The organism is Nocardia sp. NPDC005978 (assembly GCF_040614455.1).
In the GTDB taxonomy this organism is placed as follows: domain Bacteria; phylum Actinomycetota; class Actinomycetes; order Mycobacteriales; family Mycobacteriaceae; genus Nocardia.
Window position 1 is genome coordinate 1 of the sequence record NZ_JBEXUS010000081.1, and the last position, 22,774, is coordinate 22,774.

General features: G+C 67.7%; 15 protein-coding genes. 4 read left to right on the plus strand and 11 right to left on the minus strand.

Annotated features, from left to right (window positions below; genetic code table 11):
* A partial coding sequence (locus ABZ319_RS28900; protein ID WP_354989652.1) for a beta-ketoacyl synthase N-terminal-like domain-containing protein occupies window positions 1-1,745 on the minus strand: 1,745 nt, incomplete at its 3' end.
* Between the two features lie 29 nt (window positions 1,746-1,774).
* Complete coding sequence (locus tag ABZ319_RS28905) at window positions 1,775-9,496, minus strand: SDR family NAD(P)-dependent oxidoreductase (protein WP_354989653.1); 7,722 nt, start codon at window positions 9,494-9,496, stop codon at window positions 1,775-1,777.
* Window positions 9,497-9,852: 356 nt separating this feature from the next.
* Here ABZ319_RS28905 and ABZ319_RS28910 point away from each other — a divergent pair, with 356 nt between their 5' ends.
* The 3 genes from ABZ319_RS28910 to ABZ319_RS28920 are packed head-to-tail and all read left to right on the plus strand — an operon-like array spanning window position 9,853 to window position 12,979.
* Window positions 9,853-10,734 (plus strand): LysR family transcriptional regulator, encoded by an 882-nt coding sequence (locus tag ABZ319_RS28910; protein ID WP_354989654.1) that lies wholly within the window; start codon window positions 9,853-9,855, stop codon window positions 10,732-10,734.
* 54 nt (window positions 10,735-10,788) lie between these two features.
* Window positions 10,789-11,979 (plus strand): acyl-CoA dehydrogenase family protein, encoded by a 1,191-nt coding sequence (locus ABZ319_RS28915; protein WP_354989655.1) that lies wholly within the window; start codon window positions 10,789-10,791, stop codon window positions 11,977-11,979.
* Between the two features lie 34 nt (window positions 11,980-12,013).
* Window positions 12,014-12,979 (plus strand): TauD/TfdA family dioxygenase, encoded by a 966-nt coding sequence (locus ABZ319_RS28920; RefSeq protein ID WP_354989656.1) that lies wholly within the window; start codon window positions 12,014-12,016, stop codon window positions 12,977-12,979.
* Between the two features lie 241 nt (window positions 12,980-13,220).
* Here the strand turns inward: ABZ319_RS28920 and ABZ319_RS28925 are convergent, their stop codons facing one another.
* Window positions 13,221-14,396, minus strand: coding sequence for an aromatic ring-hydroxylating dioxygenase subunit alpha (locus tag ABZ319_RS28925; protein ID WP_354989657.1), 1,176 nt, complete (start codon window positions 14,394-14,396; stop codon window positions 13,221-13,223).
* 95 nt (window positions 14,397-14,491) lie between these two features.
* Between ABZ319_RS28925 and ABZ319_RS28930 the strand changes: the two genes are divergently transcribed.
* Window positions 14,492-15,091 (plus strand): TetR/AcrR family transcriptional regulator, encoded by a 600-nt coding sequence (locus ABZ319_RS28930; RefSeq protein WP_354989658.1) that lies wholly within the window; start codon window positions 14,492-14,494, stop codon window positions 15,089-15,091.
* A gap of 393 nt (window positions 15,092-15,484) precedes the next feature.
* Here ABZ319_RS28930 and ABZ319_RS28935 read toward each other — a convergent pair whose 3' ends face one another.
* The 8 genes from ABZ319_RS28935 to ABZ319_RS28970 form a co-directional block, all read right to left on the minus strand.
* Window positions 15,485-15,895 (minus strand): DUF4189 domain-containing protein, encoded by a 411-nt coding sequence (locus ABZ319_RS28935; protein ID WP_354989659.1) that lies wholly within the window; start codon window positions 15,893-15,895, stop codon window positions 15,485-15,487.
* A gap of 149 nt (window positions 15,896-16,044) precedes the next feature.
* Window positions 16,045-17,103 carry a tetratricopeptide repeat protein gene (locus tag ABZ319_RS28940; protein WP_354989660.1) on the minus strand — a complete coding sequence of 353 codons (1,059 nt, stop codon included), beginning with the start codon at window positions 17,101-17,103 and terminating at the stop codon, window positions 16,045-16,047.
* Window positions 17,096-19,600, minus strand: coding sequence for a hypothetical protein (locus tag ABZ319_RS28945; protein WP_354989661.1), 2,505 nt, complete (start codon window positions 19,598-19,600; stop codon window positions 17,096-17,098). The genes ABZ319_RS28940 and ABZ319_RS28945 overlap by 8 nt, the downstream gene beginning before the upstream one ends.
* 249 nt (window positions 19,601-19,849) lie before the next feature.
* The gene (locus ABZ319_RS28950; protein WP_354989662.1) at window positions 19,850-20,503 is read right to left on the minus strand and encodes a class I SAM-dependent methyltransferase; all 654 of its coding nucleotides are present in this window, start codon (window positions 20,501-20,503) and stop codon (window positions 19,850-19,852) included.
* Window positions 20,504-20,532: 29 nt separating this feature from the next.
* The gene (locus ABZ319_RS28955; protein WP_354989663.1) at window positions 20,533-20,745 is read right to left on the minus strand and encodes a hypothetical protein; all 213 of its coding nucleotides are present in this window, start codon (window positions 20,743-20,745) and stop codon (window positions 20,533-20,535) included.
* Window positions 20,746-20,936: 191 nt separating this feature from the next.
* Window positions 20,937-21,842: a helix-turn-helix transcriptional regulator gene (locus ABZ319_RS28960; RefSeq protein WP_354989664.1), complete on the minus strand. Its 906-nt coding sequence runs from the start codon at window positions 21,840-21,842 to the stop codon at window positions 20,937-20,939.
* Window positions 21,839-22,384 (minus strand): DUF6879 family protein, encoded by a 546-nt coding sequence (locus tag ABZ319_RS28965; RefSeq protein ID WP_354989665.1) that lies wholly within the window; start codon window positions 22,382-22,384, stop codon window positions 21,839-21,841. Before ABZ319_RS28965 ends, ABZ319_RS28960 begins: the two co-directional genes overlap by 4 nt.
* The gene (locus tag ABZ319_RS28970; RefSeq protein ID WP_354989666.1) at window positions 22,365-22,694 is read right to left on the minus strand and encodes a hypothetical protein; all 330 of its coding nucleotides are present in this window, start codon (window positions 22,692-22,694) and stop codon (window positions 22,365-22,367) included. The genes ABZ319_RS28965 and ABZ319_RS28970 overlap by 20 nt, the downstream gene beginning before the upstream one ends.
* Window positions 22,695-22,774: the final 80 nt, after the last annotated feature.

The following is a 22,774-nucleotide window of genomic DNA, read 5'->3' on the forward strand; positions in this document are numbered from 1 at the left end:
GGCGCAACCGATGACTCCGGGTGCGCCGCCCGCGAATCGGCCGGCCGGCCGCCTGACGAGTCCGGTCGCGACAACGCCGAATCGCCGGAGTGAACGCCCTGCGATGCCGGTTGCGGTACTTCGGACTCAGCGGGCCGGCCACTCGGCGACACCCCCTGCGGCACTCCGGACTCAGCGAGCCGGCCACTCGGCGACACCCCCTGCGGCACTCCGGACTCAGCGAGCCGGCCACTCGGCGACACCCGCTGCGACACTCCGGACTCAGCGAGCCGATCACTCGGCGACGCCGGCTGCGACGCCGGCGAATCAGCGAGTCGAGCACCCGGCGATTCGGGAGCCGGCTCGGGGTCGGTGGCCTGTTCGAGGATCACGTGGGCGTTCGTGCCGGACACGCCGAAGGCCGAGACGCCCGCGCGCAGCGGCCTGCCGCCGGAACTCCACGGCCGCGACCGGGTCACCAGTTCGACCTGGCCCGCGGTCCAATCGACAAGGGTGGAGGGCTTTTCCGCGTGCAGGGTCGCCGGCAGCGTCCCGTGGCGCAGCGCCAGCACCATCTTGATCACACCGGCCACGCCCGCCGCGGCCTGGGTATGCCCGATGTTGGACTTCACCGCGCCCAGCAGCAGCGGCTCCGCACGGTGGCGGCCGTAGGTTGCCAGCAGGGCCTGCGCCTCGATCGGGTCGCCGAGTTCGGTGCCGGTGCCGTGCGCTTCGACCGCGTCCACTTCGGCGGCGCTCACCCCGGCATCGGCCAGCGCCTCCCGGATCACCTGCTGCTGCGCGGGGCCGTTGGGCGCGGTCAACCCGTTGGACGCGCCGTCCTGGTTCACCGCGCTGCCCCGGATCACCGCCAGCACGTCGTGTCCCAGCCGCCGGGCGTCCGAAAGGCGTTCCACCAGTAGCACGCCCGCGCCCTCGCCCCAGCCGGTGCCGTCCGCGCCGTCGGCGAACGCCTTGCAGCGGCCGTCGACGGACAGTCCGCGCTGCCGGGAGAACTCGACGAAGATCGCCGGGGTGGACATGATCGTCGCGCCGCCCGCGACGGCGAAATCCACCTCGCCCGCCCGCAACGCGCGCACCGCCAGGTGCAGGGCGACCAGGGAGGACGAGCACGCGGTGTCGACGGTGAGCGCGGGGCCCTCGAAACCCAGTGTGTAGGCGATGCGACCGGACAGCACGCTGGCGGCGGTGCCGGTGACCAGGTAGCCCTCCACATTGGCGGGCACCCGGCCGCTGCCGGTCACGTAGTCCTGACCGTTGGTGCCGACGTAGACCCCGGTGCGACTTCCGCGCAGCGATCGCGGATCGATGCCCGCGCGTTCGAACGCCTCCCACGTCGTGTGCAGCAGCAACCGCTGCTGCGGATCCATCGCCAGCGCCTCACGCCGGGAGATCCCGAAGAAGTCGGGATCGAAATCCGCTGCGCCGTCGAGGAATCCACCGTGCCGGGTGTAGGCCGTGCCGGGGTGATCGGGGTCCGCGTGGTAGAGGTTGGCCAGGTCCCAGCCGCGATCGTCCGGAAACTCGGACAGGGCGTCACGGCCTGCGCTGAGCAGGTCCCAGAACCGTTCCGGGGTGTCGGCCCCGCCCGGGAATCGGCAGCCGAGCGCGACGATGGCGATCGGTTCCTGCTGGGCGGCGGTGACCTCCTGCAATTGCTGCCGGGTCTTGTACAGTTCCTCGCTCACCCGGCGCAGCAGGTGCCGGATCTTGTCGTCGCCGGTGGCGTCGTCAACAGCGTTCACAGCGGTGCCTTTCACTATTCGCGGGCAGGTCAGGAGATGCCGAGTGCGGAGCCGATGAAATCGATGAGATCGGCGTCCGTCGCGGAGTCCGGCAGGGCCGGGGTGGTATCGGATTCGGTGGGGCCCGCGTCGGATTCACCGATCAGGCGCCGGAGTCGCTCGAGCGCGACGGCCCGATCGGCGGCGGAGAGATCGGTGGCCGCCAATCCCGCTGCCACGCGCTCGAGGTCGCCGAGCAGGATGTCCACTCGTGGCGGCCGCACCGGGACGAATTCGCCCGCGATGAACGCGGTCAGGGCGGTGACCGTCGGATGGTCGAAGACCACGGTGGCGGGCAGGTCCAGACCGGTGCGCCGGCGCAGCCGGTTGCGCAATTCCACCGAGGACAGCGAGGTGAAGCCCTGATCGCGCAGTCCTCGATCGTCGTCGACCGCGTGCGGATCGGCGTGCCCCAGCGCGGCGGATGCCTCCTCCCGGACCAGCGCGTGGACGCGACGGTGGCGCTCGGTGTCATCGAGGGCCGCGAACTCGTGCGCGGGCTCGGCGGTGATCGCGGGTTCGGACGACGACAGCACGTCGGCGAGTAGCCGAGCGTGAATCGGATCGGCTGCCGCCCAATCGATATCGGCGACGATCACCTCTTGCTCGCCACCGGTGACCGCGTGCTCGAGTGCGGTGAGGGCCTGCGCGGGATTCATCGGCCGCAGTCCGCTCCGGCGCAGCTGTCCTGCCGCCGAACCGGCGATCCCCGCGCCCGCCCAATGCCCCCACCCGATGGCGGTCGCGGGCAGCCCGGCCCGGCGGCGGAGTGCCGCCAGCGCGCCGAGTACCGCGTTGCCCGGCGCGTAATTCGCCTGTCCCGCGGCCGGAACGGTTCCGGTGACCGAGGAGAACAGCACGAACGAGGACAGTTCGATGTCTCGGGTCAGCTCGTGCAGATGCAGCGCCGCACCCACTTTGGCCCGGTGTACGCGTTCGAGTCGTTCCCGGTCCAGGCCGTCGACCAGCGCGTCGTCGAGTACGGCGGCGGTATGCACCACATCGGTGAGCGGGCGGTCGGCCGGAATGCTCGCGAGCAGGGCGGCCACCGCGGCACGGTCGCCGACATCGCAGGCGACCACCACCGGATGAGCTCCGGCGGCGGACAATTCGGCGATCAACTCGGCCGCACCGGGGGCCTGTGGTCCGCGGCGGCTGACCAGCAGCAGATCGGTGGCCCCGTTGCGGGCGAGGCGTCGCGCGACGTGCGCACCCAGCGCGCCGGTGCCGCCGGTGATCAGGACGGTTCCGGCCGGACGCCAGCGTCCCGTGGCCCGCAGCGCGCCCGGTTGCACCCGCTTCACCCATGTTCTGTCGCCGCGTACGACGAATTCGCGCTCACCACCGGGGTTCAGCAGCGCTCGGGCAATCTGCGCGGCGGCGTCGCTGCTCGGTTCTCCCGGTACGTCGATGACCGTGCCCGCACCGAGGCCGCCTTCTGTCGCGGCGGCGGTGACGAACCCGGCGTGCCAGGCTCCGGACGGCTCGGGATCGAATCCGGCCGCATCGCGGGACGGGAGCTCATCGAACTCACCGGAGGTGACCGCCGCGCCGGTCAGCGTCGCGAATGCGGTGACTCGCGCTGTGGCGGCCACGGATCGAGTCAGGGCGGCGGTAGCGGCGGCGAGATCGATATCGAACGCCGATCCGGTGGCGCGTGTGGCCAGCGGCAGCAGCGACACCACGTTCAGGGTCTCGCCCGGCACGTCGGCCAATGCCGTATCCAGCACGGATCTCGTTGTGGTCGAGGGGTTCACGCGCAGTTCGGTGAGGTGTGCGGTGCCGAGCGCCGCGCGTAGTGCTCGCGCCCAGTCGTCAGCGCTGTCGTTGTCGGGACCCACCAGGACCCAGTGCTGCTCATGCTCGGGTGTCGCGCCGCCGGAGGTGAATCGCGACCACCCGGTGCGGTGGATCCATTCGCCGGGCACGTGGTCGGCCGCCGCGCCCGGTGTATCCGCCCAATAGCGCTCGCGCTGAAAGGCGTAGGTGGGCAGAGCGGCCCGGCCGTGGTCGGGCACGATGGCGGACCAGTCCACGTGGTGGCCGTGGGTGAACACGGTGGCCGCGGCGGTCAGCACGCCGGTGATCTCGTCTCGGTCGCGGCGCAGGGCCGAGACCACGGTGACATCGTCGAGCACGCTCGACAGCGCCGCCGCCAGTACGGAGTCCGCACCCAGCTCGACCACGAGACCGATGCCTTCGGCAGCCAATGTGCGGGCGGCATCGGCGAAACGCACCGTGCCGCGCAGATGCCGGACCCAGTACGAGGGGTCGGCGAGTTCAGCGCCGGTCACTTCGCGGCCGGTGTGGTCGGACACGATGCGCGGGCCGGTGACCTCGGCGAAGGTCAGCCCGGACACCACGTCGCGAAACTCGTCGAGGACGGAATCCATCGCGGCGGAGTGGAACGCGTGGGACACGGCCAGCCGCTTCACCCGTCGACCGCCCGCGGTCAACTCGCCCGCCACCATCGAGACCGATTCCTCGGGACCCGAAATGACCACCGCGCGTTCACCGTTCACCGCGGCAACCGCCACCGATTCCGCCGCGCCGGCGGCGCTGATCGCGGCGAGCACCTCCGACTCGGCGGCCTCGACCGCCACCATCGCACCACCGGCGGGCAATCCGTCCATCAGCCGGGCACGGGCGGCGACCAGCCGGGCCGCGTCGTCGAGGGACAGTACGCCCGCCACGTGCGCGGCGACCACACCGCCGATCGAATGCCCGGCCACCGCCGCCACGGGCACGCCCCAGGACTCCCACAGCCGGTAGAGCGCGACCTCCACCGCGAACACCACCGATTGGGTGTAGACGGTTCGATCGATGAGCCCGTCGGTGCCGGGTGCGCCGAACGCCACCTCACGCACCGAGAAGCGCACCGCCGCACCGAGATAGCGATCCAGCAGCTCCACCGCGTCCTCGAACGCCCGGCGGAACGCCGGGAACCGCTCGGCCAGTTGCCGTCCCGCACCGGCCCGCTGACTCCCCTGTCCGCCGAACACCACTCCCACCGCACCGGGCGAGGTCCCCGGTCCGGTGACGACGTGCGCCGCGCCGAGGTCGTCCGCCAGTGCCCGCACACCCGATCGCAGCACCGCGTCATCCTGGGCGATCACCACCGCGCGCGCCGCGAACCCGGCGCGCTGCCGGATCAGCGCGGACGCCACCGCGGCGGTCTCGAACTGCTTCGATCCCGACAGATGCACGGCGAGCCGATCCGCCTGTGCCCGCAGGGCAGCCGGAGTCCGCCCCGACAGGACGAACGGCAGTGGCCCGGCCGGAGCCACGCCCTCGGGAAAAGCATCGGCCGGCGATGGATTCGGCTGCTCGTCCGTCGCGACAGCCTGCGGAGCGGGTGCCTCTTCGATGATCACGTGTGCGTTGGTGCCGCTGATACCGAACGACGACACGGCCGCCCGCCGGGGCCGCGCGGCACGCGGCCACGGTTGCGTGTCGAGCACGGGCCGCAGCGTCCCGGCCTGCCAGTCGACGAACGGGGAGGCCGGCTCGGCATGCAGTGTCGCGGGAATCAGCTCGTTGCGCAGCGCCAGCACGATCTTGGCGACACCGGCGGTGCCCGCGGCGGCCTGGGTGTGACCGATATTGGACTTCAACGAACCGAGCCAGACCGGGTCGGCTCGATGCCGTCCGTAGGTCTCCTGGAGCGCCTGTGCCTCGATCGGGTCGCCGAGCGCGGTGCCGGTACCGTGCGCCTCGATCAGATCGACATCGGCGGGAGCCAGACGCGCATCCGCCAGCGCCGCCCGGATCACCTGCCGCTGCGCCGGCCCGTTGGGCGCGGTCAGTCCGTTGGACGCCCCGTCCTGGTTCACGGCGCTGCCGCGCACCACGGCCAGCACTTCATGTCCGAGTCGGCGTGCGTCCGACAGTCGTTCCACCAGTAGCACACTCACCGCCTCGGACCAGCCGGTCCCGTCTGCGGCGGCCCCGAACGCCTTGCACCGGCCGTCCGCGGCCAGACCGCCCTGCCGCGCGAACTCGGTGAACATGCCCGGACCGGCCATCACCGTCACGCCACCGGCGACCGCGAGATCAATTTCCCCCGCCCGCAGGGCGCGCACGGCCAGATGCAGGGCCACCAGCGACGAGGAGCACGCCGTGTCCACGGTCAGTGCGGGCCCGGCGAGGCCGAACGTGTACGCGACGCGACCCGACAGCACGCTCGGTGAGGTACCGGTCAGGCCGAATCCGGTTGCCGCGCCGCTCATCTCGTGCAGGCGCGGACCGTATTCCGATGGACTCGCACCCAGATACACGGCGGTGCGGGTGCCGCGCAGCGAGTCCGCGACGATGCCCGCGCGCTCGAACAGCTCCCAGACCGACTCCAGGACCAGCCGCTGTTGCGGGTCCATCGCGACGGCTTCGCGCGGTGAGATGCCGAAGAACTCCGCGTCGAAATCGGCTGCCTCGCCCAGGAATCCGCCGCGAGAGCCCTCCCCGCCGAGAATGCCGGACAGCGCGCCGAGATCCCAGCCGCGATCGGCGGGCAGGTCGCCGATGGCCTCGCCCCCGGTCACCAGCAGGTCCCAAAGCGCTTCGGGGGACGCGTGACCGCCGGGGAATCGCCCGCTCACCGCGACAATGGCGATGGGCTCGGCGGTATCGCCCGGGATGTCCGAAACAATGACGGCGTCTGCCGGATTCGCGGCATCGCCGGTGCTCGAGTTCGGTGCCGATCGCTCGCGCAGCCGGTCCGCGAGGTGTGCTGCGAGCGCACCGGGGGTCGGGTAGTCGTATACCGCGATCGGCGTCACCGTGAAATCGAGCTCACGCGTCAGGAGAGTCGCCAATTCTTGCGCGCCGAGCGAGTCCAGGCCCAGGTCCCGGTAGGTGCTCGTGGTGTCGAGCCGCTGCGGATCGGAGTAACCCAGCACCGCAGCGGTCGCCTCGCGCACGGTGACGGCGATGGGCACCGACTGCGATGCAGATGTGATCGGGTCTCGCTCGAGCGGCACATCCCGCGGAGCACCGCCCGATGACAGGTCCGCCGCCCGCGGGGCACGGTCCGACTGCGCGTCCAGCCAGAACCGTTCACGCTGAAAGGCATAGGTGGGTAGGTCGATTCGGGTGGCTTGTGGCACCAGCGAGGTCCAATCGACCCGGTTACCGTTGGCGTGAACGACGGCCGCGGCGGCCAGCAGGCCGGTCACCTCGTCGCGACCCGAGCGCAGGGACGCGGTGGCGACGGTCTCGGCGGCATCGGTCAGGGTGGCCGTCACCATCGGGGTCAGCACGGCATTCGCACCGAGCTCCAGGAAGGTGCCGACGCCCAGGGACCGCAGGGTGCGCACCGCGTCCGCGAAGCGGACGGTGCCGCGCAGGTGCCGGGACCAATAGGCCGGGCCGAGTTCCTCGGCTGCCTCGATCCGCCCGCCGGTCGCGTCGGAGATGAGGGGGAGTTCCGGCGCGGTCCACGTCAATTCCTCGATCACCGCTTCGAACTCGGCGAGCACGGGATCCATAGCCACGGAGTGGAAGGCGTGCGACACCGTCAGCCGCTTGACCCGCCGGCCGGACTCGGACAGCGCGGCGACCACGGTTGAAACCTCCGCGTCCGAGCCCGAGATCACGACCGCCAGCGGGCCGTTCACCGCCGCGACCGCCACGGTTCGCGCCAGACCGGCGGTCTCGATCGCGGCCCGGACCTCCGGCTCATCCGCCTCGACCGCCACCATCGCGCCCCCGGCGGGCAGCGCACCCATCAGGGTGCCGCGCACCGCGACCAGTCGCGCCGCGTCCGCGAGGGAGACCGCACCGGCCACATGCGCGGCCACCACACCGCCGATCGAATGCCCGGCCACGGCCGCGACTTCGATCCCCCACGATTCGAGCAACCGGTACAGGGCGACTTCCACCGCGAAGATCACCGGCTGCGTATAGATCGTCCGGTCGATCAGCCCGTCGGTGCCCGGCGCGCCGAAGGCCACCTCGCGCACCGAGAAGTCGACCGCCGCACCAAGATACCGATCGAGCAGTGCCACGGACTCGTCGAAGGAGGCGCGGAACACCGGGAAGAGCTCGTACAGTTGCTGCCCGGCTCCCGCACGCTGGCTGCCCTGGCCGCCGAACACCACACCCACGGGGCCGCGCGCACCGGATCCCGTGACCAGCCCGGTGGCCGTGCGCCCCTGCGACAGGGCGCGCAGACCGGCCAGCAGATCGGCATTGCCGGCGGCCAGAATGACCGCGCGAGTGTCGAATTCGACCCGATCACGGAGCAGGCCCGAAGCCAGCGACGCGATTCCGGGCGCGTGGGCGGCGACATAGTCGGCCAGGCTCTCGCCCTGCGCGCGCAACGCCGCGTCCGAGCGGGCCGAGACCACTACCGGCACAACTGCTTTCACAGGCTCGTCGGCATCGTCGGCTGTTCGCTCGGCGACGCCCTGCTCCAGCCGGCCATCAGCCCCGGCGGGCGCCTGCTCGACGATCACGTGCGCGTTGGTTCCACCCATACCGAACGAGCTGACCCCCGCCACCAGACTGCGCTCCGGATGCGGCCAGGCGCGTCCGCCGGTCACCACCCGCAGGTTCGACTCGTCGAGCCGCAGTGCGGGATCGGGCCTGTCGTGCCCGAGCGTCGCGGGCAGTTCGCGATGCCGCAGGCTCAGCACCGTCTTCAACAGCCCGGCCAGCCCCGCCGCGCCCTCGAGGTGCCCGATGCTGGACTTGACCGATCCGACCAGCAGTGGGTCGGCAGCCGTGCGGGTGCGGCCGATGGTCTCGGCCAGCGCCGCGGCCTCGATCGGATCCCCGGCGCGCGTTCCGGTGCCGTGCAGTTCCACGTACTGCACGTCCGCGGGGGCGATTCCGGCTCGTTCGAGGGCTCGGCCGATGACCGCGGACTGCCCGGCGACGGTGGGCACGGTGAACGATTGCCCGCCGCCGTCATTGGCCACGGCGGTGCCTCGAATCACCGCGTGGATCCGATGCCCTTCCGCGACGGCGCGATCCAGCGGCTCGAGCAACAGCACCACCGCGCCCTCGCCGCGCACGTAACCGTCGCGATCGGCATCGAACACCGAGGCGCGACCGGTCGGTGAGACACCACCGAAGCTCTCGGCGATCAGCGCGCCGTCTCGGGTCAGATTCAGGTTCACCGCCGCGACGAACGCCGAATCCGTCTCGCCCGCAAGCAGACTCGCGCAAGCCAGATGAACGGCGGCCAGGCCGGAGGACTGGCCGGAGTCGACGGTGAGACTGGCCCCGCGCAGGCCGAAGGTATAGGAGATCCGGTTGGCGAGCGCCCCGCGGCTCTGGCCGGTGAGGGTGTGCCGTGAAATGGCTTCGGCCCCGTTCGCGTGCACCAGTGCGGCATAGTCTGCGGCCATCGCGGCGGCGAAAACCCCGGTGGCGGAGCCCTGTAGCCGGGTGATCGGAATATTCGCGTCTTCGGATGCCTCCCAAGCCAATTCGAGCAGCAGCCGCTGCTGCGGATCCATCAGCCGGGCCTCGGCCGGGGAGAGGCCGAAGAAGGCGGCGTCGAAGCGGTCCACCTGTGGGAGAAAGCCTCCGACCAGGCCCGCCACCTCGCTTCCGGCGGCCACACGCGATGCCGCGGGCTCCGCGAGAGAATTTCCCGCCGTTTTCAGGAGATTCCAGAATTCACCGGGATTGTTCGCTCCGGGAAGCCGGCAGGAAACGCCTACGATCGCGACCGCACTCGCGATTCCCTCGCGCCGAAAATCGTTCACTAGATCAGATCTCCTTTTGATCCGGAGAAGAATTCGGTTACTACCCCCGCCCGAAAGCTCCGTGTGGAAGTTATTGTGCGAGTCCGATCAGGGAACCAACAACCGGAGGTGGCAGAGGTCACATCACCTGGTGAGCACTGGAACCTACTGTGCACCAATACGTTTCAGAGCTTGATCGGTATATCCGATATGAGGTCATCAACGAATCCGATCAATTGCTCTCGCGGCGTTCGGAGATTCGCGAATTCATCCCCGCAATTCATTTGCAATCTCGGAGATTCAAAGGGCGGTAATGCGATTCACTCTCCGGTTAGATGGTGATTCAGCGTCGACCAACCCGAAGGTGACTGTACGGTATGCCTGATCCGCTGGATTTGCTGCATTTGCGCACACTCGTGACCATCGCCGACACCGGCGGCTTCCGGCGCGCGGCGGACGCGTTACACCTGAGCCAGCCCACCGTCAGCCAGCACATCCGGATGCTGGAGCGGAGGCTGAAGTGCGTGCTCGTCGAAAAAAACGGCCGCACTTCACGTTTCACTCCCGAGGGCGAGCGGCTCGTGATGGAGGCCCGGCGACTGCTCGCCGCGCAGGACCAGGTGCTGGCCAGATTCGCCGAAGCGCCACGCCCGCAGATCAACATCGGATCCACCGAGCACGCGGCCGACGGGCTGCTACCCGACCTGCTCGGCGTGCTGCGCACCACGTATCCGGAAGCGGGCCTGCACTTTCGGATCGACCGGTCCACCGCGTTGACCGACGCGGTCGTCAAGGGCGTACTGGATCTGGTGGTCGTGCTGGGCGGCAACACCGCCGAGCCGGTCGGCACCGAGGTGGGCGTACTGGACCTGAGATGGTTCGCCGCACCGAACTGGCGATTGCCGCCGGCGCCGGGGCCGATCTCGCTGGTCGCCTTCGCCGAACCGTGCGGCCTGCGCCGTCGCGCCGTGCAGGCGCTCGGCGAACGCGGCTACGAGGTCTCGGTCACCGCCGAATCGGGCAACCTCGACGGTCTGCTCGCCGCGGCGAAGGCGGGCCTGGGCGTGGCCCTGCTGCCCTGCCTGGCTTCCGGGCCGTGCGATCTCCTGCCGGTCGGCGACCTGCCCGAGGTCGGTGCGATCGATGTCCGCCTGGTCACCCGGCGCGGACTGGAGGACCACATCGAGAACATCGCGGTCCAGGCCATCACGGCGCATTACCGCGCGATCTCCGGCACCGGGTTGCGCGGGGTCGCGTGAGCCGGACCCGCCGCTAGCCAATCCCCCTCTCCTCACTCCGAAAGTAGTTGTCCCATGACAGATCTCGCCGTCGAACCCACCGACGCGCCGGCCACCGAGGTGCTGACGCCCGGAGTCCTGCCCGAAGCGCTGCTGCACCGGTTTCACCAGCGTGCCCCCGAATACGATCGCGACAATCGTTTCTTCACCGAGGATCTCGACGAACTGCGCGACATCGGATACCTGCGGGCGGCGATCCCGGTCAGCCACGGCGGTCTCGGGTGGACTCTCCCCGAATTCAATCGCGCCCAGCGCGCACTCGCGTACTGGGCGCCGGCCACCGCACTCGGTGTGAACATGCACCTGTACTGGACCGGCCCGCTGGCCGACCGGATCGCCGCCGGCGACACCTCCCTGGACTGGCTCGCGCGCGAGGTCGCGGCGGGCAAGGTCATCGCGGCCGGACACGGTGAGCGCGGAAACGACCTGGCCATCGACGATTCCACCACCGGCGCGGTGCCGGTCGAGGGCGGCTACCTCATCAATGGGCACAAGATCTTCACCTCGCTGTCGCCGGCCTGGGACTGGCTGGGCATCCACGCCCGCGACGACAGCGATCCCGAGCACCCGCGCATCCTGCACGCGTTCGTCCCGCGCACCAGCCCGGGTGTGCGCACCGTGGAAACCTGGGACACCCTCGGGGTACGGGCGACCGCCAGCCACGACACCGTGCTCACCGATGTGTTCGTGGCGCAGGAGCACGTGGTCGAGAGCTACGAGCGCGGGGAGAACCCGGGCCCGTTCATCTCCTCGATCCTGCCCTGGGCGATCCCAGCGCTGGTGAACGTGTATCTCGGAATCGGCCGCCGCGCAGTCGATGTCGCGCTCGAGTCGGCTCGGACCCGCAATGTGCTGAGCCTGGGCGGCAAGCCCGTGGCCGGGAAGCCGTTCGTGCAGTACCACGCGGCCGAAGCCGAGCTGGCCCTGGAGGCGGCGACCGCTCACCTCGATCACATCACCGAAAGGCTCGCGCGCGGTGACGATCTCGGCGACCGGCTGCTGCTGGCGTTGTTCGCCGTGAAGGAGAACGGCACCAGGACCGCGCGCACCGTGGTGGATCTCGCGCTGGAGATCGGCGGCGGCGGTTCGATCCACCGCCGCAACGAGTTGGAGCGGCTGTACCGCGACGTCCGGGCGGGGAGTTTCCATCCGCCCAGCAGCGACAGCGTCCGCGAGTACATCGGCAACTTCCTGCTCGGCGAATGATCCCGCCACCGGTCACGGAAACGGAATACAGACAATGACATTGGCACATCTGGACACCCGGGCGGATCGCGCGACCTCGGCCGCCGGGATATTCCGCGATGCCGGCATCACGGTCGAGAAGCTCGGCGAGCACATCGGCGCGCGGATCGGCGGCGTGCGACTCGGCGGCGACGTTCCCGCAGAGCAGGTCGAAGCGATCCGGCTCGCCCTGGCGATCAACAAGGTCGTCGTCTTCACCGATCAGCAGCACCTCGATGACGAATCGCACTACGAGTTCGCGCAGCTGCTCGGCACGCCGACCGAACCGCATCCGACCCTCGCCGCACCGGACACCCGAGTGCTGCCGATCGACGGCGCGGCCAACACCTGGCACACCGACGTCACCTTCGTCGACCGCGTCCCCAAGGCCTCGATCCTGCGCGCGGTCACCCTGCCCACCTACGGCGGAGCCACCACCTGGGCATCAACGGTCGCCGCCTACGAGCAACTACCCGCACCCTTGCGGGCGCTGACCGAACAGCTGTGGGCCACCCACAGCAACCTGTACGACTACGCGGGCCAGTCCGGCGGCTCCAACATCGGCAAACAGTACGACCAATTCACCAGCACCGAATTCCAGACCGCACACCCCGTGGTGCGCGTCCACCCGGAAACAGGCGAACGCTCGCTTCTCCTGGGCCATTTCGCGAAGAGCTTCCGGGGCCTGACCACCCCGGAGTTCCGCACCCTCTACCAACTACTGCAGGACCGAATCACCAAACTGGAGAACACGTTCCGCTGGAACTGGACCCTCGGGGACGTCGCGATCTGGGACAACCGCGCCACCCAGCACTACGGAATAGCCGACTTCGGCGACCAGCCACGCAAGCTCCACCGCATCACCCTCGCCGGTGACCTCCCGGTCTCCGTCGACGGCACCCGCAGCGAGGTGCTCGAGGGGGATGCTTCGCACTACAGCGAGATCGTCCCGTCGCCGAGACTGGAGTTCTTCGCCGACTGACCTACAGCTCGCACGGAAAGGCACCGCCGCAGGACCTGCCGAACAGCTCAGAAGTGCTGATTCACAGCGGCATTCACGCGTCGGCCTCGATCCCCCGGGGGCGAGCAGTGCCGTTGGCCGCCCCGAATCGGGTGCCCGGGGATGGGTGCGGGGCGGCCGGGACAATCCGCGGTCGCGGGCTGCACCTATACGTGCAGCCCGCGTAATCGTCGCGGCAGACGAGGCCCGTGTGGCCGCGGGCTCAATCGCGCAGCGGTATGCCGAGTTCCTCGGCGAACACCCGGATCATGTTCTGCACGCCGATCTCGTTGCGGCCGATGATCATATGGTCGTGCTGGCCCTGGCGTACGCCCTCACCGCACTGCGGCAGCATGGCGAAGTCCTCGTCGCGGACCGCGGCGTGGACCTGCCTGTAGACCTCGTCGTAGAGGGCGCGCTGTTCATCGGTCGTGGCCGGGATCCGGCCCATCCAGCTGTGCCGGACGGTGCACTCGGTGGGCGAGGCCACCGGAAGCATGTCAATGATCTCCACCCCGACCGGGCTGTTGGCCAGGATGAGGTTGGGATAGACCCAGTAGATGACCCCCATCTGGTCCGAAGGATTCCAGGATCCGGTGGGATCGGCGTCGAGACCGGTGATCCAGGTGAACGGGAAACCAATGCGGTGGTGTTTGCCGAACTTGTCGAACACCATCGTGTTGGGCAGCGTGTTCTGCCCGATGACGCTCTCCCCGTGCACGAACGGGAAGTGGTAGCCCTCGGCGAAAGCCTCGAGCGCTCCCTTCCAGCTGACCTCGGACCGGAATTCGCGATCGTCGTGGTAGCCGTAGGCCGCGTAGTTCCATTGCGCGAGTTCGGCGTTCAGCGGTCCCAGATGGGCGTCGAGGTCGATGCTCGCGTCCGCGGTCAGCACCGCCCAGATGAACCCGTGGCGTTCCTCGCTGGGCAGTTCGACCAGGCCGTAGTCGGCGCGGTTCATCCCGGTGAAGCCCTCTTTGCCGGGCACACCCACCAGTTTGCCCGCGGTGTCGTAGGTCCAGGCGTGGTACGGACAGGCGAACCGCTTGGCGTTCCCGGAACCACACGCGGGCATGGCACCGCGATGGCGGCAGTAATTCAGGAAGACATGGCTTTCGCCGTCACGGTCCCTGGTGACCAGCAGCGAATCGCCCAGCACCGACCGCACCGTGTAGTCGTGCGGTGCGGCGACCTGTGCGCTGGGCACGATCGCCAGCGGCGTGTGCCGCAGCAGGGTGCCCAGTTCGAGATCGGTCAGCTTCTCGTCGCGGTAGTACGCCAGTGGCACGCGCAGCACGTCGTCGGCCATCTGCGTAGTGCGGTTCAGTGCGAAGTTCAGAGCGCGGCGAGTGAGGTTCTCGTCCAGGGGCGCGGGATCCAGGATCGGATGAGTGGGCATGAAACTCTCCTTCTGTACGAGACGACCATACATATAGTGTCAAGTCGTATGGTCTAGTTTGTCCATGCTCCGTTTTGCCGGGATAGGGTGGCCCGATGCGCACCCATGGCTGGGCCGGAACGCGGCCGACCAGCGACGCTGAAGCGGTTGACCGGATTCTCGACGCGGCCCGAGCGGCGATCGACCGCGGTCTCGAACCGGGAATCGCCGATATCGCGCGCGCACTCGGGGTCTCCCGGCAAACCGTGTACCGCTACTTCCCCGGCACCGACGCGCTCCTCGCGGCCGCGGCCGAACGCGCCGCGGGCGACTTCGTCGACACACTCGCGCACGACCTCGCGGGGATCACCGACCCCGCCACCGCGGTCATCGAAGGCATCGCCCGAACCCTCGAACGCCTGCCCCACGAGCCCCAGGTCGCGCTGCTGATGACCCCCAGCAGGCGCGTCGGCCTCGCCGCCGGCGTGACCTCGGCCGTCGCCCGCGACTTCGGCCGCTCGATCCTGGACCGCTTCGACGTGGATTGGGCCGCAGCGGGATTCGACGATGAAGCGCGCGAGGAATTGATCGAGATGATGCTGCGAACGCTGCAGTCGTTCATCATCGACCCCGGCGACCCGCCGCGCGATGGCGCGGAGCTACGGCGTTATCTCCGCCACTGGGTGGGGCCGGCGCTGGAAGCCGGGCGGCGTTGACGTGTAGTGCCCCAACGTCCGGACCGTCCGACCTGTGCGGGGACCACGTGCGGAATTCAAAGGCCCGTTCGGGTTCGTAACCCGCTCACACCCCGGGAATCCCTAGTCCGACGGGCATATTCGGGCCGGGACCAGTCGATCGGGTGAGGCAGGGCGAAGCCACTGATGGAGCCTCACGGTCGCTGCAAGCCGCTGGGGCTCCGGTCAAGGGATGGTAGACCGCAGGCCGGCGTGCTTTGAGCCCGCACGCCGTCCTGTGGCCCACCTCGTCGGAAGTAGTTGGTGGGAACCGCTTCCGAACAGCAGGTCCCGCCCGCTCGCAAGATGCCATCTCCGGCAGCGGGTGGGACCTCCCGTCGTCCCGTGCGATGCCCTTGACGTGCCCGAACTGGATCAGGGCTGGTTACAGGCGTGTTCGCGATTGAACGAGCCGGCGCTTCCGGTGCCGGTGGGGAGATTGCGGGTGGCGTCCGCGTACGCCTCACCAGGAGACGCTCCCTTACCGAAGCCCACGATCGGGAACCCCGCGACTATCGCGAGCGGACTCGTCACGACCGCACCGCAGCCGTTCGCGAACGTCACCATCATCCGGCAGTCGATGATGCCCTGCCCCTTGCACGCACGGTCGGCGGCACGAATGGCGTCGGCTTCCGTCGGATGGTTGACCGACATCGCGTAGACGTTGCCCCACACGCTGAGGGAAACAGCACCCCAGTTGACCGGGTCGGCGGACGCAGGCGGCGCCGCGAGCAGGGCGGCGGCGCTCACCGAGAGCGCGGCGGCCGCAATGGATTTGTTGGACATCGGGATGCTTCCTCTGCGCGCCGACCAGGGGTGCGGCGATCGCCTGGAAGATACCGCAGAGTATGGACTAGAGATTGCCCCCAGTTTCGGCGGCACAGCAGAGTCTCTCTCGCACTGCACAACACGGAGCTGTACGACGAAGGTTGGAGCTATCGAAGATCCGGTGGTAGGCGCCGCAACTCGGACTCGAAACCGTAAGTCGTACAGTAGTTCTTCGCGGCCTCGGCGCTTTCCTCGGCTGCCGCCGAGTCACCGCGGAGATTGTGCAGGCGTGCCTGGTTCACGAGTCCCGCGGCTTCACCGTGACGGTCTCCCACCTCGCGATAGCCTGCCAATGCCTCGTCGAGGTAGTCGAGCGCTGCGCCGTAGTCGCCGCCTTCGGTGCGCGCGAGCTCTTGATGTGCCAGTGCGAGATTGCCCAACGTCTTCGCGGTGGCCGCGGGGTCGATCTCGACGAAGATCTGCAGCGCCGCTTCATAGTTGTGGATAGCGGCGGGGTACTTCTCGGCGTACAGATGGACTGTCGCGATACCGCCTATGGCCGAGCCCATCCCGAATGCGTCTCCGAGCGACTGAAACGCTGTCAGGCATTCGACGTGCATGTCCTGCGCCCGCTGATAGTTCCCGAGTGACATCGCGACCGTTGCCAGACCATGAGAGGCTGCGGCGAAGTTGCGTTCATCGATCTCTCGAAGCAGTTCGCGAGCCTGCCCGAAATACGCTTCGGCGGTGGTGAATTGATCGCGGGCAAGCGCAAGATTGCCCAGATTGTTCAAAACCAGGCCTTTGGTGTGCTCATCCGGCGCCGACTCCAGTGCGTGCTCGTACGAGCTCTGCGCGCGATCCCACCTACCTTGGTCCTGGTAGATCGATCCGATCTGGGTCTGCAGGGTTGCCTTCAGCGGCACGCCGGACTTCTCGAACTCCTCATCGCTGGCCTCGTAGGCGAGGATGGCGCGCTGCCACTCACCCATCCGGTCGAACAGCCACCCCTCGGCATAGCGCACCACCCCGAGCCCGTACCCGGGCAGTTCACAGGTCCGGATCGCATTGACGAGCCATTGGCACAGCTCGAACTCACTCTCCTGCCGAAGATCGCTGAACCGGCGCGCCCAGACGTCGAGTCCCTCCATCGTCTTGCCTTCGAGGAGCAAGCGAACGTGCTCGATGAAGTACTCCAGGTGGTCGTGATCCGCGCTGTCAGGCATCGCTGATCCCCGCCCGTTCACCGAGATATCGGGTAAGGCGGGCCGTAAGCTCCTGATACCCGTCGGGATCAGCGAACGCCAAACTTGCCCGCAACAACTCTTTGATCTTGTCGTGCATCGTGACGCCACGTGGATGCCGGGTCACGAACGAGTGGGCCGCAAGCTCGGTATAGAGCCCGTGGGCGTCAGCGGCCGACACATCGAGCACCGCTCCGATAACGCCGGGGTCTATCCACGGTGCGATACAACACTTTTCGATGACCTCGTGAATATTGCGTACTCGCTCCTCGCGGAGGATTCGGTCGAGTAGTCCTCGCGCGATGGCATCCTTGTCCCGGCCGTGCTGGAGTTCGCCGATGTGCTCCCAGCCGCCCGCCTCGACAGACAGGGCGCGCACCAGCACCAGCAACAGCGGGTAGCCGCCGGTGACCTTGTATATGGCATCGAGCCCGGCGGAATCGGAGAGGCCGTAGTGCCGCAAATACGACTTCGCTTCGGACTCACTCAGTTCCAGCACCTCGCGCATTCGCAGGTCGTGCTCGTGATTCATCCAATCGATATTGGTGGTCAGCTTGTGCCGGCCGAGGATGACCAGCCGGGTCCGTTCGGGCAGTCGTAGCATCACCTCTCGACAGACCCAGTCGTCCAGCCCGCCGATCTCCTCGTAGGTGTCCAGTAACAACGCCGCGGTGCCGGCCTCGGTAATCGCGCCGAGGCCGTCGCAAAAAGCCTGTGTCAGCCCGGTCTGCGCGGCGCGGAGATACCGGTCGAAAGCGAAGCGGCTGCGCAGAATCTCGCGCAGCCGTGGCGATCCGTTGTCGATTACCTCGACCAGCCGAGTTTCTGGACGAGGGCGCCCATTCGGGCCGAAAAGCGCTCCCGCTCCTCCTTCGGTGCGTTCCAGGTCGGTGATGAGGTCGTAGTCCAGCAGATCATTGCGAAAGGCATCGAGTTCGGGACGGGAGATGGTGCCTGCAAGTCCACGCAGAATATCCGCGGGCCGGAAGGACGGAACGATTCCGCTGTAACGGATCTCGGCGACATCGGCGTAGCCGACCACCGTGCCCTGCTGGACGCCGGACCTGACGAACTCGCGGAACATCGCTGTTTTGCCGATCCCACCGGGTCCGAAAAGCTGGTCCACGCGGTACGGGGTGTTGCCCGCGTGAAAGTCCGAGAACTCCCGCAGTTCGCTCTGCCGGCCGACGAAATACGGTGCCGACGACTCCGGTGGCGGTACATCAGCACGGGTAGTCGCGGGTGTGACGACGGGTGGCCGAACCACCTCGCTCGTCTGCGGCCGAACTCGGTCGGAGAACCGGGTGACAGCCACCGCTGCCAGCCGCAGAAACCACGGCTTGTCCTCGTGACGTGTGGAGGTCCGGCCGAGGAACAGCATCGCGCAGGCCGCGAGCGACAGTTCGTACTGATCGTCCCAGATCGAGTTCAAGCCGGTGTTCCCGAGCCAGGCTCGCACCTCCTCGTCGATCTGCCGGATCAAGGCGGAAAGCCAGCCGGGCAGCAGGTGGATGGGGGCGCCGGATGGGTCGAGCAGCAGCTCGATCAGAGCCTCTCGTTCGATAGTGCCCGGGATCGTTTCCAATGATCGCGCCAGGATGTAGAGAACGAAGTGCACCGGATCCCGGGTGACCGGGGCCTCCTTCTCGTACAACGCCGTATCGATCAGATAGAACCGTTCGTAATCGATGACCGGATGGACGGTCAGCAGTGCGTTGTCGGCGTGCAAGTCACCGTGCGTGCACCCGATCAGCGGGCGCAGCGTCACATCCCCGAGCCACTCCCCTCTCGCGACCGCGAAAGGGTTGCACAGGCGTTCGCCTTGATCGTCGACGAGGTGCTCATCGGGAAACCGCGCCGACCAGTCGCCCAGGCGGTCACCCGGGGTGAGCTGTTCGAACAGATGCCGATGGAAGAACTCGGCCACGGTCCACTTGACCTTCGCGGGAGGCAGGAAGGGCGGACCAGCCCATTCTCTGAGTACCGCACCGACGACCGCACGGCATGCGGCAACGAAAACTTCCGCTGAACAATCGATCCGGTCGATGCCGCTGGGTTCGTACTCGTCATGTATGGCCAGCATGCGCCGCAGCAGGACCGTCAGGACGTGGGTATTGCGCCAGTCACCGCCCACCACCGTTTGAAATGTTATCCATTGCCCTCGGGGGGCCGGAATCGCGTCGTATACGAAGGTACTCAGATGTTTCGCCGCGAAATCCGGCGATTGATCAATTGCCTCGAAATGACGGGCATACTCCAGGTTGACGACCGAATCATCATGTGCCGAAAGCACTTTCACAACGAGTATCCGCGCTCGCCGAGTACGCTGATCGCTCTCGCACACGATGGCAACAGGTTGCTTACTGCGGCCGTTGACCAGCCAGCGCCCGAGTTCGTAGTCCCGCTTGTGCAGATCGGCCCATTGACGCAGGCAGTCTGCTACATCGGGTTCGAGCCCGTCGTACAAGTCCATCGTCATGTAGCTTCCGGGTCACCAGGCGGCCGCACCAGGCCACTGTCCGGCGCAAATCCGACTGTGAGAAGACTTGCGCGCCAGAAGCCTAACGCAACTGCTCGGCTACACAGCGGGGAAGCGCGAAGTGTGAAGGGCGCTCACCCAACCTCGACCAGAGCGCCGACCGATTGACCGCCACGGTTCCGAAATCTATTCGGTGCGATTGCATCTGGATCACCGGTGGACCGGTCAGTCGTAAAGATGCGACCGAAGTCATCGCTTGCGCTGCGCCAGGAGCGTGGAATCGTAGGCGAGCACCGGCTCTCCGCCACGTACCAGCTGCCGCGGCCGCTGCTCGACCACCAGCGCGTGGAAGTCCTCGGGCAGCGACGGGAGCAGATCGTCCGCGTCGAACATTGCCGTGCGCTGGCTCGGCGTCAGGTCCGTGAACGCCGCCCCCGCCGCGTGACCGACCACCAGCAGATGACCTCCGGGAGCCACGGCCGCGGCCATCGCACGGACCGCCTTCACCATTCCACCGTCGGGCACGTGCAGATAGTGGCTGGTCACCAGCGCGTACGCGCGCCGGCCCGCCTCGAACTCGCGAGCGTCGATCTGCCACCACTCGACCCGATCGGCCACCCCTGCCTCTTCGGCATGCCGGGCCGCGCGTCCGAGCGCGTTCGCGGAGAAGTCCGCACCGGTGACGGTCCAGCCTCGGCGAGCCAGCCAGACCACGTCGCCGCCTTCTCCGCAGCCGACATCGAGTGCGTGGCCGGGAGTGAGCCCGGAGGCTTCAGCGACGAGTTGCGGATTGGGTTCGCCACTCCAGAACTTCTCCGTCCCGGCGTATCTCGCGTCCCAGCCGTGCGGTTCGAACATGGCGGCGGTGTCGCCCTCGCCCTGGCGTCGTTCCTGTCCTGACATCGAGCTGTCGTCTCCTTCGGTGTGGTGGGCTACAGGTATCGGTGGCGCCGCCCGATCCCAATGCCCGCGGCGACCTGCCTTTCCTGTTCGGATGAGAACGGCCGCGCGGCGGCGCGGGGTACGTCGGCGGCGGGGACCGGCAGGCTGCGTCGTTGACGGCTCGCCTCGGCAGCCGCTCCCGGGCCCTGAAGTTCGCCGCCGATGTTCTTCGGTACGCCGTAAATGCTCACGTCATCAACCATGGGCGCGAATAGGTGAGTTCGGCAAAGTTTTTTGCCGATCCGGCAAAGTGACGGTGGGCACGCGGCAGCTCGTGCCGCTGAGCGAATGCCACAGCGGAGTGAGGTCCCCGCAACAATCCGACCGGGTGCGCCTCCGTTCGCACATCATCGCGATCAAGCGCGAACTCACCGGCGATTGCGACCCCCCGGGGCTAGAGGTTGTCCAAGCGTGGAAGCCTGGCAGGTGAACGACTGTCTGCCACAGTGGGATCGGCGTCAAGGCGCGAGTCTCGGGCAGCGATCGCCCTTCGGATCAATGCGCGCGCGGCATTGCCTGTCACGGACTGCCCGGCCAGGATGTCGAACGCTTGCCCGTAAATCGCGATCTCCCTGGGCTGGGTGATCGTCAGCTCCGCCGTCGCACCTTCGACTTTCACGATCCGGTTGTCGAACATGACGAAGTTCTCGACGGCGGCAAGGGCTTCTGTCATCAAAGGGACGATTCCGAGCGTGACACGCGCCATCCCGAGGATCGAGTACAGGCGATCGAGTTGCCCCACCATGACATCGCGGTCACCCACCGTCGTATAGAGCGCCTGTTCCGCGATCAAGAAGTGGAAGCGGTGGTCTCTGCGGTAGAGAACTCGTTGCCGCTCCATCCTTTTGGACACACCCGCGTCGACGTCGTCGGGGATGCGGTAGAAGGCGACGCCGTATCGGAGGATGGCTTCGGCGTAGTCGGCCGTTTGGAGCAACCCCGGGATGACCTGCGGCTGCCAGTTGCGAAGCTGCCTCGCGCCCGCCTCCAGCTTCACCGACTGGTGCTGCCGATGCCGGGTTCCGGTCGCGAGTATCCGCCGCCACTCCAGGTAGGCGGCGTCCAGATGGCGAAGTGTGGCAATCAGATCGGGTAGTTGGTCATCAGTGCCGGTGTGGAGGCAATAGGCCCTCAGGTCAAGATCCGAAGGCTTGATCTTGCCGTATTCGATCTTCGAGACCTTCGATTCATGCCAACCCTCACGGCGGGCGAGCTCCCGGCCCGTGAGTCCGGCCGTACGCCGGATCTCCCGAAGCCGTTGGCCGAGAGCTTCCCGTTGCTGTTGAACAGAACTGGTCACCGCGGGTAGGTCTCCGCAGGGTCGTCGTACTTGTCGAACGGTGTGGCCAGCGACCACAGCCGTTCCTTCGATCGCCGACAGTAGGCAGCAATACTCGGATCGGTGGTGATCCCAGCACCGGCGGGCTTGCCCTCCGCGTCGACCAGGTTGAACGCGACCGCCGCGTCATCGAACAACCAGAAGTCATCGGCGGGCACCTGATCGGCACCGACGAGGTGCCGGGGTAGGTACCGGATATCCTCGCCGGCGTCGATGTTGTCGCGCGTCTCGGTAAGCAGCCAGCGCTGATAGTCGCTGTGCGGGACCGTGACCACCCTGATTCGAGACACCGTGACGCCTCGCGCGGTACACCCACGCACCAGCGAAGCCCACGCCTGCCACGACTCGTCCGGTTCTTCCGAACGTGCTTCGCCACTGAGGAATCGGCGCAACGGCTCGGACTCGCCCGGAACGCCGTAGGAATCACGCACTTCCATGTGGAAGGCCGACCTCTGGGTGTCGCGGAACAGGTCCGGCCACGGGTTACTCTGCCGCAGCTCCACCGTAGAAAGCCCTCCGATTCTTCGGAACCTCGATGGCGGACTCGTAGGTCTCCATCGTGAGTTGATCGAGCGTTTCCGGCTCGGTGATCGGCCGCCCCGCAAGCGTGAAGGTGCCCCGGCCGCTGTCGGTCATGGTCGCGCCGATGAACGTGTCCGGTTCAACGTAACTCAGAAGTACATGGGGGATTTCGACAGTTTCGGGTGTGCCGGTCTTCCATCCCTGAACCAGGTAGGTGTCCCGGTCCGTGACGAACAGACTCGGGCAGTCACCGACCTTCGATCCGTTCTTGCCGAGGAAACGTAAGCGCATGACCTTGCCTCCATCCAGTGGTGTGCATGTGCTTGCCCGCGAGGTCGATGATCCTCCTCGAATTCTGTTGTTGTGGACCT

What these genes read in the sequence shown, in the direction of transcription:
- ABZ319_RS28910 (WP_354989654.1), top strand. Translation starts at nt 9,853, where the DNA reads ATGCCTGATCCGCTGGATTTGCTGCATTTGCGCACACTCGTGACCATC.
- ABZ319_RS28915 (WP_354989655.1), top strand. Translation starts at nt 10,789, where the DNA reads ATGACAGATCTCGCCGTCGAACCCACCGACGCGCCGGCCACCGAGGTG.
- ABZ319_RS28920 (WP_354989656.1), top strand. Translation starts at nt 12,014, where the DNA reads ATGACATTGGCACATCTGGACACCCGGGCGGATCGCGCGACCTCGGCC.
- ABZ319_RS28925 (WP_354989657.1), bottom strand. Translation starts at nt 14,396, where the DNA reads ATGCCCACTCATCCGATCCTGGATCCCGCGCCCCTGGACGAGAACCTC.
- ABZ319_RS28930 (WP_354989658.1), top strand. Translation starts at nt 14,492, where the DNA reads ATGCGCACCCATGGCTGGGCCGGAACGCGGCCGACCAGCGACGCTGAA.
- ABZ319_RS28935 (WP_354989659.1), bottom strand. Translation starts at nt 15,895, where the DNA reads ATGTCCAACAAATCCATTGCGGCCGCCGCGCTCTCGGTGAGCGCCGCC.
- ABZ319_RS28940 (WP_354989660.1), bottom strand. Translation starts at nt 17,103, where the DNA reads ATGCCTGACAGCGCGGATCACGACCACCTGGAGTACTTCATCGAGCAC.
- ABZ319_RS28945 (WP_354989661.1), bottom strand. Translation starts at nt 19,600, where the DNA reads ATGACGATGGACTTGTACGACGGGCTCGAACCCGATGTAGCAGACTGC.
- ABZ319_RS28950 (WP_354989662.1), bottom strand. Translation starts at nt 20,503, where the DNA reads ATGTCAGGACAGGAACGACGCCAGGGCGAGGGCGACACCGCCGCCATG.
- ABZ319_RS28955 (WP_354989663.1), bottom strand. Translation starts at nt 20,745, where the DNA reads ATGGTTGATGACGTGAGCATTTACGGCGTACCGAAGAACATCGGCGGC.
- ABZ319_RS28970 (WP_354989666.1), bottom strand. Translation starts at nt 22,694, where the DNA reads ATGCGCTTACGTTTCCTCGGCAAGAACGGATCGAAGGTCGGTGACTGC.